Source organism: Sutterella seckii (assembly GCF_009183815.1).
In the GTDB taxonomy this organism is placed as follows: domain Bacteria; phylum Pseudomonadota; class Gammaproteobacteria; order Burkholderiales; family Burkholderiaceae_F; genus Sutterella; species Sutterella seckii.
In genome coordinates this window covers 1-9,371 of record NZ_WEHX01000093.1, presented here as the reverse complement: position 1 = coordinate 9,371, position 9,371 = coordinate 1, and the positions used below count along the sequence as shown (strand labels likewise).

The following is a 9,371-nucleotide window of genomic DNA, read 5'->3' as shown; positions in this document are numbered from 1 at the left end:
CATGCGTAGTTTTTTTAAGTAGTGGTTGTTTTTGCTTTGACTACATCTTAATGAAAACTACGCATTTTTCATGTCTGCGACCTCACCAGCCGTCGATCGTCCAAGCCGGCAGGCTATCTATCGGCAGTGCCGGAAACACTCCTCAGTAATCGCTTGAAAGTTTCTACTTCTTTAGTAGAGGTTGCCCGCTAATTTCCGAAGAACCATTTTTTTTCGCGCTGGGTCGGTGGCTTCCGGGAGAGAGTGCGACTCCTGGAAGCTCTGTTCCCTTTACGTCAGCTCCCGCGTGAGCCCCACGGCCACGCCCTCAATGTCGAACTGATCGCCCTCGCGCGGGCGGATCACCGCAGTGCGGTACTGCGAATTTTCGGCATGAAGCTCAGGCTTTCCTTTCGCGTCGAATCTGAGCCGCCGGACAACGAATTCGCCCAGATAGGAGGCGAGCACGATGCTCCCGCTTCTCTGTTCGGCAGAGCGGTCAATCACGAGGATGTCGCCCGCAAGAATGCCCGCATCCGCCATGGCGTCGCCATCGACTTCAATCAGAAAGGACGAAAGCGGCCGGCGCACGAGGATCTGGTCGAGTGTGACGCGTTCGTCCCTGCAGTCGGCCGCGGGCGACGGAAAACCGCAGCCCGCGAAGAGCGAAAGGCGCACGAGCTGATAGCGATGGGTGTTGCGGCAGACAAGGCCCATCCGCCGGCGGACGGAAGACTGCGGCTTCAATTCATCGGGCGCGGGAGAGGGAGTCATGGCTGATCCGGCTTATTTGGTTTCGACGGGCTGCTGATTGTCCTGAGCTTCGGGACAGTGATCACCGGTAGGAGCGGATCACGTGCCGCACGATGCCCTCGATCACGAACTGTTCAGTTGTCCGCGGTCTGAGGACGGGGTAGCGTACCGCTGAGTTTTCGCTTCTGAGCTCGGGCCTTCCGTCGATCACCTTGAGGCGCTTCACGAGGAAGTTGCCGTCGTAGCAGACGAGCACGATCTGGCCGCTTCGCGCTTCCGAAGACACTTCGACAATGAGAAGGTCCCCTTCGAAGATGCCGGCATCCACCATGGAGTCGCCGGAGGCTTCAACGAGAATGGTCTTCCCGGGTTTTGGAACAAGAAGGTCGTAGAGATCCGTTTCCTCGGTTTCCACTTCCGAAGCAGGTGCCGGGAACCCGCAGGCCGCGCGCATATCGAGCTTGGGGATCGTGCATTCGGAGGATTTCTCCTTCGGCACCTGAATCGTTTCCGGCTTGATGCCGGGAGAGAGCACTCCGCCGCTTCTCTGGAGGGCGTCGATGAGGGCCTCCCTCGCCCAGCGCGAGCCGCCGCGGTCCTTGACGGCCTGCATGAGGGCTTCGTTCACGCGCATCGTGAGAAACCGCCCCTGAACCTCGTCTTCCGCTTTCCTGGGACGTCCGGGCTGGCGCTTGATCGGGGCTTTTTCGGAAGCGGGCTTCTTTTCGGTCATGGAAAAGTTCCTTTGAGTTAAACATTCACGTTAGACGGTTATTATAGATAGTGTTTTGGGGCTTCGGTCATGGAATTCATCTCTCTCAAATCGCCCGAACGCATGGAAAAGCTGAGGGCGCTCGGGAAACTGCAGGGAACGGCTGACGCCCTGCAAGAGGGAATCCCGGCGAAGACGCCCGCATCGCGATTTGCGAGGCCGGAGAGGCCTGCAGGGCTCGATCCCCGACAGGTGATCTGCCTCATCGACGCCAACAAGTTCTACTGCGCCTGCGAGCGCGTGATTGATCCCTCCCTGAGAGGGAAGCCCCTCGTTGTGCTTACGAACAACGACGGGTGCGTGGCGGCGCTCACGCCTGAAGCGAAGGCCCTCGGCATCCGCCGCGGGATGCCGGCATATCAGTTCAGACGCCTCGTCGAAGAGGGAAAGGTCGAATGGCGAAGCTCCAACTATGAGCTCTACGGATCGGTATCCAAAAACATCGCGGCGATTTTGTCCGGCATGGCGGTGCGGATCGAGCGCTATTCGATCGATGAAAACTTCGTCGACATTACCGGAATCCCGGGAGATCCGACGGCGCTCGGGCGGGCCATGAAGGAGCGGATCTACGCGTGGCAGAGAATCCCGGCCTGCGTCGGCATCGCCAATACGAAGACGCTTGCGAAGCTTGCCAACCACCTCGCCAAGGACTGGCCCGTCTTCGGGGGCGTCATCAACTGGCTCGACCTCGCGCCCCATCGACAGGAAAAGGCGATGTCGATTACGCCTTTAAAGGAAGTCTGGGGGATCGGAAGCCGGATGGGAGAGGCGCTGCAGGCACTCGGCATCCAGACGGTGCTCGACTTCTGGAAGATGGATCCCTTATTCATCCGCGCACGCTGGGGCGTGGTGCTTGAGCGCACGTGGCGGGAGCTCCACGGCATCCCCTGCATTCCCTTCGACGAGGAAGCCGCTCCACGAGAGCAGATCATCCGAAGTCGCTCCTTCGGCCGGCCAGTCACGGACCTCGCGTCGCTCACTGCTGCAGTGTCGCAGCACATGGCGGACGCCGCCATGACGCTCCGGCAGCAAAAGAGCGCTGCGGGCGAGGCCGGGGTCTTCTTTCACACGAATTTCTTCCGGGGAGATCTCCCACAGCACAATGTTTCGCGGGTCGTGAAGCTCTCCATCCCGACTTCAGACACGCTTCTTCTCACCCGGGTCGCCGTGGGGCTGGTCGAACGCTTCCGACGCGAAGGCTTCGCTTATCAGAAGGCGGGCGTCATTCTTTCGGGCATCGCTCCGGAAGCGTCTGCAGACATTCCGGAAACGCTTTTCAGCGATGCGTGCAGAACCTGAGAATCAGGCGTCGCGCAAGCGGAGCGTCTTCTTGAGGATCCAGAGCGCAATCACAAGGAGAAGAATCGCTCCGGCGGTCGACGCCATCGTGAGCGCGTTGATGTGCTCGACGTCGACCACGATGTAGCGGGCAACCGCGACGATCGCGAGCGCGATCGGCGTATGAATCGGGATTTCGCGCGTGCCAAGCGACGAGCCCTTCACCATGGAGAGAATCTCAATATAGAGGAAGAGCATCAGGAGGTCGCCGAGGCTGATGCTTCTCGCAGCGATCATTTCCCAGGCGGCCTGACCGATCCCACCCACGGCGGCGACGGCGATGGCGATGAGCGCAGCGGCCTGCGCGTAGGTGAGCCAGAGGTTGATGACGAGGCTCGCGGACGTGAGCTTCGGCGATTCAACAGACGTGGCGGCCGTGGGGTCGTTCGAGAAGGCGCACTGGCGGCAGGGGCCTTCGGGAAGCTGGGCACTGGCATCCGTATGGCGATGAGTTTGAGCGTTGGGCGGGGTATTGGAACCTGAAGCAGACATTGAAGGATCAGGAAAGGGGAAAAAGGGGAACTCATTATGCGGGAGAGAAGGGATGACGGGTTAACCCGTGAGGGAGAGGAGGACGTAAGAGAAGGCAGAAAAAAGGTAGCAAATCTTTTCCGGAGCGCATTTGAGCTGAAAAGGTCTTCGGACAGTCCGGGCAGGGGTTGAAGTAGAGGGAGGTTCGGTCCGGGAAAAAAGCAGTCAAAGCGCTCTTTCCTATGGAAATTGAGGAGAGCGCTGACCCGGGGGAGACGCGTGCGGCAGGGGATCTGAGTGAGTTTCACCCGATTGAAGGGAAAAACTATTGGATCGATTGTTTACGGTGTTGGTCAATTCGGCAGCAGAAGCCCTGGCAAGATCAGAGGCTTGCGGGATCTATCGCTCCCGGATGGTGACGGCAAGCCCCGGCGCTTCCTTTTCACCGGGATGCGCTTCATCGAGCTCCACGGAAAGATTCCATCGGTCGCAGAGGGTCTTCACAATAGCAAGTCCCAGGCCCGTACCCGAGACGCCCGTTCCGAGACGACGGTAGAAGGGTTCCATCACGCGCTCGCGTTCGGTTGACGGAATCCCCGGACCATTGTCGGATACGCGGATGACGGGGGGATTCACGCTGAGAAGCTGGAGCGTCACGGCAGTGCCGGCCGGGGAATACCGGACGGCATTTTCGAGGAGATTCCTCAGAATCGTGAAGAGGTCGTCGAAATTCATCGGCAAGGACGGCTCTGCTCCCGGAGGAAGATCCTCGATGCCTTCAACCTCAAGCGTGAGCCCCAGCTTTTCAGCTTCCCAGTAGACGGACTGAATGGCTTCGTTGAAGGCGCTGATGATGTCTGCTTTCTGGGCGGCTCCGCCCTGACGGCGATCCTGGTCGGAAGGCTTGGCAGATGTCTTTGCCTGTGCGCGCTTCAGTGTGAGGAGCTGACTCACCTGACGGACCGCGCGGTCGATGCCGGCGCGAAGGGTGGAAAGGCGCTCTCTTGCCGCGGGCGAGAGGTCTTCTTTTTCAAGGCGCTCGGCCTGAAGCGAGAGGGCTGCCAAGGGAGAGCGGAGTTCATGCGCAGCATCCGCCACAAACCGCGCTTCCTGTTCTCTCAAGGTTTCAACGCGGGCAAGGAGGCCGTTGAAGGCCGTGAGGAGCGGGAGGAGCTCCGACGGCATGCCGGTGAGCGACATGGGCGAGAGCGAGTCGCCCGACCGGTGGCCCAGGTCGGCGGCAAGGCGCTTTACCGGCCGCATCATCTGCCAGAGGAAGAACCAGATCCAGAGGGACAGGAGAACCGAAAGAACGAGGAACGGGATGATGAGGTTGATCGTGTCAGCCCAGGCTTTCTTCCAGACGGCGGATTTTCTTTCCGCGGTGACGACGTGTCTTCCGCCCACATTCACCGTCAGAACGAAGACGCGGTAGTTGGCTCCGTGAATTTTGAGCGTGTGGTAGCCGTCCTTCAGAGGATGATCAAGCCGAAGTCTCAATGCGCGGCCCGTGCGGTGAAGGGTCTGAATGAGGATGTCGGCTCCGGCGGGAAGACCTGCTCTCGGGTCGTCCTCGTCGACGATGTAGCGGTCTTCGAAGTCCTCGTCGTCCATGTAGAGGGCTTCGAAGGAATTTCCCTTCTGGCTGAAGGCAATGCGCGAGCGAGCGAGGATGCCTGCCACTTCCTCGAGACGATCTTCCTGAGATTCCGCGGCTTCAAAGTAGGAGACTGCAAAGATGGAGGCTGAAGCGACAAGCGAAAACGCGACGACCGCGCCCGCGCAGCAGAGGCTTGCCCTGAGCGTGAAGGACGGGTTTGCAGAATGAGGCGTACGGAGCGCCGTCCGGATTTCAGAGATCGTTTCCTTGAAACGCTTCAGGATTTCGCTCAAGGCGGGCTCCTCATGGAAGATGGGGAATGAAAACAGATCAGTTCATATCAGCTTCGGGCAGCTGCATCGCGGCTCGCGACCATCCAGCCCAAGCCGCGTACATTCCGGATAGCGTCAGCGCCCAGCTTCTTTCTGAGCGAATGAATCAGATATTCGACGGCGTTGCTTTCGGGTTCTTCGCCCGCCCCGTAGATGCGGTCTTCGAGCGCACGGCGGGAAAGAATGGCTCCCGGACGGGCAAGAAGGGCATTGAGGAGTGCAAATTCGCGCTTTGTGAGCGTGAAGTCCTTCCCGTTCATTTCAGCGGTCTTCGTGTCCATGTGGAGCGTGAGGACGCCGTTCGTGAGATTGTTGTCCGATGCGCCGTTCCTCCTTCTCATGACGGCTCTCATGCGGGCTAGGAGCTCGCTCATGTGGAAGGGCTTCACGAGATAGTCGTCGGCACCGGCATCGAGCCCCTGTAGGCGGTCTTCGAGGTCGTCGCGGGCGGTGAGGATGATGACCGGCGTGTCGTTCTTCTCTGCCCGCATGGTGCGGAGCACCGTCATGCCGTCAACAGATGGGAGGCCCAGGTCGAGGAGCACGAGCTGGAAGGTGTTGACCGAGAGCTGCGCGAGCGCGTTCCTGCCGTTGGTTACGAGATGAACAGCGTGGGCTTCATCAGAGAGCGCCGCCTTGACGGCGTCGGCAATCATCGGATCGTCTTCAACAAGGAGGATGCGCATGGGGAATCTCATTCGGGAGAGGAGGGGATCTTGATAGGAGATTCTAGGGCGCGGGGAATTAGGCGATGGTTAGGAGTTGAAAACTGTCAGGAAGTGAAAAACCCGCTCGGGCGTCCCCGGGCGGGTTTTAATGAGCTTTTGCTCGAATCTCGGCTACTCAATGAGAAGCGGGAGATTCTTCAAGTTCAGATCAGGAGATTAGAACTTGTGGGTCATGCCGAAGATGAATTCGGTGACGTCCGTGTCATTGGTCTTTGCAGCCTTGTTGTAGTCGCCGGAGGCATAGTCCGCAGCAGCCCAAACGGAGGTGCGCTTGCTAAGCGGATAGATGTAACCGGCAGAAATCTGATAAACCTTGAGTTCGGGTTTCTCTGCATTGGCCGCAACATCCGTATATTCGGCTTCACCATAGCCGGCAGCAAACTTGGCAGTACCGCCAAAGGCCGGAACATCAAGACCGAGGTTCACGCCGTAGCCTTCAAGGGCGTTGAATTTTTCATTCCCAGCGGCACCATTAACGCCAGAGGCAGTCCAAAGAATAGCGCCCTTCTTACCGAAGGACTTGGAATTGTCAAAATACTGGCCATTGAGGTAAGCCTTGACAACACCAAAGTTGTAGGTAGCACCAAGGGTGACGCTCAGGGCATCATCGTCGTACGTACCATTCTGGGCACTGCTGCCTCGAACATACTGGGAGTTGTAATTGATGGAGTCAACGATCACAACGCCTTCAAATGCCCCAGCCTTATACTGAGCGCCGATACCATAGTAACGGTCGACATTGGCCTTGCCTTCCGTGCCGTGGGCAGTGGCATCCTTGAGATCCTTAGTCTGCGAGTTGTTGTCAAAGGAGTACTGCGCGAAGACCGTCAGACCAGCAAAGCTCGGGGTCTTATAGGTGATCATGTTGTCGAAGCGGGCAGCCGTAGCACCGAACACTGCCGTGCTGGCACCAACCGTACCCCAGCCAGTGGAGAACGGATGGATGTTCGAGCCGGCGAGAGCATAGGAACCAGCGCCGCCAGCGAGCTGACCAGCACGACCGAAGCCAACGTGACCGAAGGCGCCTTCAACGAAGAGGAGCGCTTCACGGCCGAAGATCCTGTTGTCGCCATTGGTGTCGAACGTGCCGTCGTCGGAATCAAAGCCGTTTTCGAGAACGAAGCCGACCTTCATGCCGTTGCCGAGGTCTTCCGTACCCTTAAGGCCAAAGCGGTTGCCAGCCTGTTGGCCCCCTTTCATCTGGAAGGTATTGACGTCATCAGAGCCGTCAACCGACTTGTTCATATAGGAGAAGCCGGTATCGATAACGCCGTAGAGCGTAACGTCAGCAGCAAAGGCGGAGCCGGCAAAAGCGCCGAGGATTGCAGCTGCAGCAAGAGTCTTCTTAAACATTTTTCAGAGCCTTTTTAACAATCGGGAAAATTCCCAAAAGTCGAACGGAGGTTTGCACGCCCGCCGTTCAGCTTTATTAAACAGGCAAGCTCGCAGCAGCTTTATGCACGGTCACCGCCGAAGCCTGAGCAGCCGTTCATGAAGAACAGCCGTGATCCCTGCCTGTCCATGGATCTGTTAGGCGTTTTAACAGAAATTACGAGATTCCGGTTAAGTAAAAAACCCAAGAGAGGCGAAAAGGGCATAAAAAACAAATGTAAGTTCAAAAAGGAAGACTTCACGAAGGTTGTTTGTTGTAAGTTCGCCACCAAAATTTATGCTGTGGTTTGCGAACGATTCTCGTTTAAAAACAAAGGAAATGAGTGGAAGAATTGCGTAAACCGTAAGGGAGTTATACAGGGGACGGCCAACTTTGCTGCCTGCAGTCAGAATGGGATATTTGAGAGGTGGAGAACGAAAAAGCGAAAAAGCCGAAGTTCTTTAGTCAAGAACTTCGGCTTAGCTTCAACGCTCTGCGGCAGAGAAGATAGGCTGGGATTTCTGAAACCTCACCTTTCTCACTGTCGAGAGTTCAACTTAAACGCGGCAGTGCAAGTGCCTCATCAAGCTCTGATTAGAAGCGGTGGGTTAGACCAACATAGGCCTGGACGAGCTGGTTCTCAGTGTCGTCCTTTTCGGTGCCGACCTTGTCGCGGGATTCAACGCCGTAGCCGGCACCTGCGTAGAGCATGGTGCGCTTGCTGAGGTCGTACTCATAGCGGGCGGCAAGACCGTAGTAGTCGCCTTCATGCTTTTCCTTGCCGGCTACAACGCCGTCCTGTTCGAAGTTCGAATAGTAGCCGCCGACCGTGATGAGGCCGCCTGCAGCCGGAACCTGAGTGCCGACATGGAAGCCGAAGCCCTTCACGCCGTCGGTGGCGTCGGTGGCACTGACGAGCGTGTCATCGAGGGTCGGAGCCGTGGTGAGGCCGTTAAAGTACTGGCCCATGGCAAAGACCTTGGCAACACCGAAGTCGTAGTTGCCGCCGAGGAAGAAGACGTTGGCGTCCTTGTCAAGCTCGCGCTTGGTGCCGTCGGAGCCGTACTTCGTAAGTTCATAGGCAGCGACAAACTGAGCCGGGCCGTATTCACCAGTCAGGGCAACGCCGGCGTAGCGCTTGGAGCTCGAGAAGTCGCCTTCATCACCGCTGAAGTCGTCGACCTTCGCATTGCTGTCCTGCTTGAAGGAATACATCGCAGTGACCTGGAGGCCGGCGAACTTCGGGGACTGATAGGCAACCGTATTGTCGTAGCGGGAAGCGCCGTAGAGGCCGAAGACGTCATTGTCGCCGCCGTCGAACGCATCACCGATCGAATAGACGACGTCGTAGGTGCCGGCAGCAGACGAAAGGGCATCCATGCGGCCGAAGGTCAGCGTACCGAAGTCGGAGTAGACCGAGAGGGTGGCCTGACGACCGAAGATGCGATTCTGATACTCGCTGTACTTAGAGAGCGTGCCGTCATCGGCATTGAAGCCGCTTTCGAGCTGGAAGCCGACCTTCAGGCCGTTGCCCAGGTCTTCAACGCCCTTGATGCCCCAACGAGAGCCGGAATCAACGCCGCTCTGGAGCCCAAAGGTGTTATCGTCGGTAGACGTACCGTCAGCTTTCTGGTTATCGGTGTAGTTGTAGAGGAAGCCATAGTCGACAACGCCGTAAAGCGTCACGTCAGCGGCAGCAGCGGAGCCGGCAAAAGCGCCGAGAACTGCGAGAGCAGCAAGAGTCTTTTTCATGATTTGAAAATCCCCAGTAGAAGTAGAGGTCATTCGGAACGAAACCGGGAAATCCCGTTTGACCCCGAATAACCTCCGCATTCTGGCGGATTATTCAATCCTGCTCAACGACGTTTACAGATTTCCGTTAAAACATCTAAGAAAAACAATTAATTACCTGAAATAGTTTTTGTATTCCGTGAATTTCCAGAAATCCGGTAACAGCACCCCTTGAAGCTGCATGACGATAAGGGGAATATTTTCACAGAGGCTTGCTGGATTTCTTCTCCTGGGC

The 9,371-nt window shown here is 57.5% G+C and carries 8 protein-coding genes; 1 reads left to right on the top strand and 7 read right to left on the bottom strand.

What is annotated here, in order from left to right; genetic code table 11:
• Positions 1-270: 270 nt before the first annotated feature.
• Positions 271-753 (bottom strand): LexA family protein, encoded by a 483-nt coding sequence (locus tag GBM95_RS09980; RefSeq protein ID WP_152158958.1) that lies wholly within the window; start codon positions 751-753, stop codon positions 271-273.
• A 61-nt stretch (positions 754-814) separates the two neighbouring features.
• Positions 815-1,465, bottom strand: a complete 651-nt coding sequence (locus tag GBM95_RS09975; RefSeq protein WP_152158957.1) for a LexA family protein — start codon at positions 1,463-1,465, stop codon at positions 815-817.
• Between the two features lie 69 nt (positions 1,466-1,534).
• Between GBM95_RS09975 and GBM95_RS09970 the strand changes: the two genes are divergently transcribed.
• Positions 1,535-2,803 (top strand): Y-family DNA polymerase, encoded by a 1,269-nt coding sequence (locus tag GBM95_RS09970; RefSeq protein WP_226963268.1) that lies wholly within the window; start codon positions 1,535-1,537, stop codon positions 2,801-2,803.
• 3 nt (positions 2,804-2,806) lie between these two features.
• Here the strand turns inward: GBM95_RS09970 and GBM95_RS09965 are convergent, their stop codons facing one another.
• The 5 genes from GBM95_RS09965 to GBM95_RS09945 form a co-directional block, all read right to left on the bottom strand.
• Positions 2,807-3,334 carry a phosphate-starvation-inducible protein PsiE gene (locus tag GBM95_RS09965; RefSeq protein ID WP_152158956.1) on the bottom strand — a complete coding sequence of 176 codons (528 nt, stop codon included), beginning with the start codon at positions 3,332-3,334 and terminating at the stop codon, positions 2,807-2,809.
• 378 nt (positions 3,335-3,712) lie between these two features.
• Positions 3,713-5,206, bottom strand: coding sequence for an ATP-binding protein (locus GBM95_RS09960; RefSeq protein ID WP_152158955.1), 1,494 nt, complete (start codon positions 5,204-5,206; stop codon positions 3,713-3,715).
• A 47-nt stretch (positions 5,207-5,253) separates the two neighbouring features.
• Positions 5,254-5,931: a response regulator gene (locus tag GBM95_RS09955; RefSeq protein WP_139687129.1), complete on the bottom strand. Its 678-nt coding sequence runs from the start codon at positions 5,929-5,931 to the stop codon at positions 5,254-5,256.
• 198 nt (positions 5,932-6,129) lie between these two features.
• Positions 6,130-7,326 (bottom strand): porin, encoded by a 1,197-nt coding sequence (locus tag GBM95_RS09950; protein ID WP_152158954.1) that lies wholly within the window; start codon positions 7,324-7,326, stop codon positions 6,130-6,132.
• A 613-nt stretch (positions 7,327-7,939) separates the two neighbouring features.
• The gene (locus GBM95_RS09945) at positions 7,940-9,097 is read right to left on the bottom strand and encodes a porin (RefSeq protein ID WP_152158953.1); all 1,158 of its coding nucleotides are present in this window, start codon (positions 9,095-9,097) and stop codon (positions 7,940-7,942) included.
• Positions 9,098-9,371 lie beyond the last annotated feature (274 nt).